Origin of the sequence: Pseudoalteromonas sp. CR1 (assembly GCF_019392235.1) — a bacterium.
Classification (GTDB): Bacteria; Pseudomonadota; Gammaproteobacteria; order Enterobacterales; family Alteromonadaceae; genus Pseudoalteromonas.
In genome coordinates, this window is the sequence record NZ_JAHXRM010000057.1 from 1 (window position 1) to 401 (window position 401).

The 401-nt window shown below is 64.1% G+C and carries 1 pseudogene; it reads left to right on the forward strand.

The features are described from left to right. Nucleotides 1–401: pseudogene (locus KZZ04_RS18470) on the forward strand (ATP-dependent DNA helicase DinG); the annotation flags it as partial.

The window sequence follows — 401 nt, forward strand, 5'->3', positions numbered from 1 at the left end:
GCGCCTTCTACAAGGCCCGCGAAGGCATGGGCAAGGTCGACGTGATCGTCACCAACCACGACATGGTCCTGGCTGACCTGGCCCTGGGCGGCGGTGCCGTATTGCCGGACCCGCGCGACACCCTTTACGTATTCGACGAAGGCCACCACCTGCCGGATAAAGCCATCGGCCACTTCGCCCACTACACGCGCCTGCGCTCCACCGCCGATTGGCTGGAAACCACCGCCAAGAACCTCACCAAACTGCTGGCTCAACACCCGCTGCCCGGCGACCTGGGCAAGCTGATCGAGCAAGTGCCGGAGCTGGCGCGGGAGATCAAGACCCAGCAGCAATTCATGTTCAGTGCCTGTGAGCAGGTGGCCGATTTCAAGCCCGGTGAAGACGTGGAAGGCCGGGAGCGG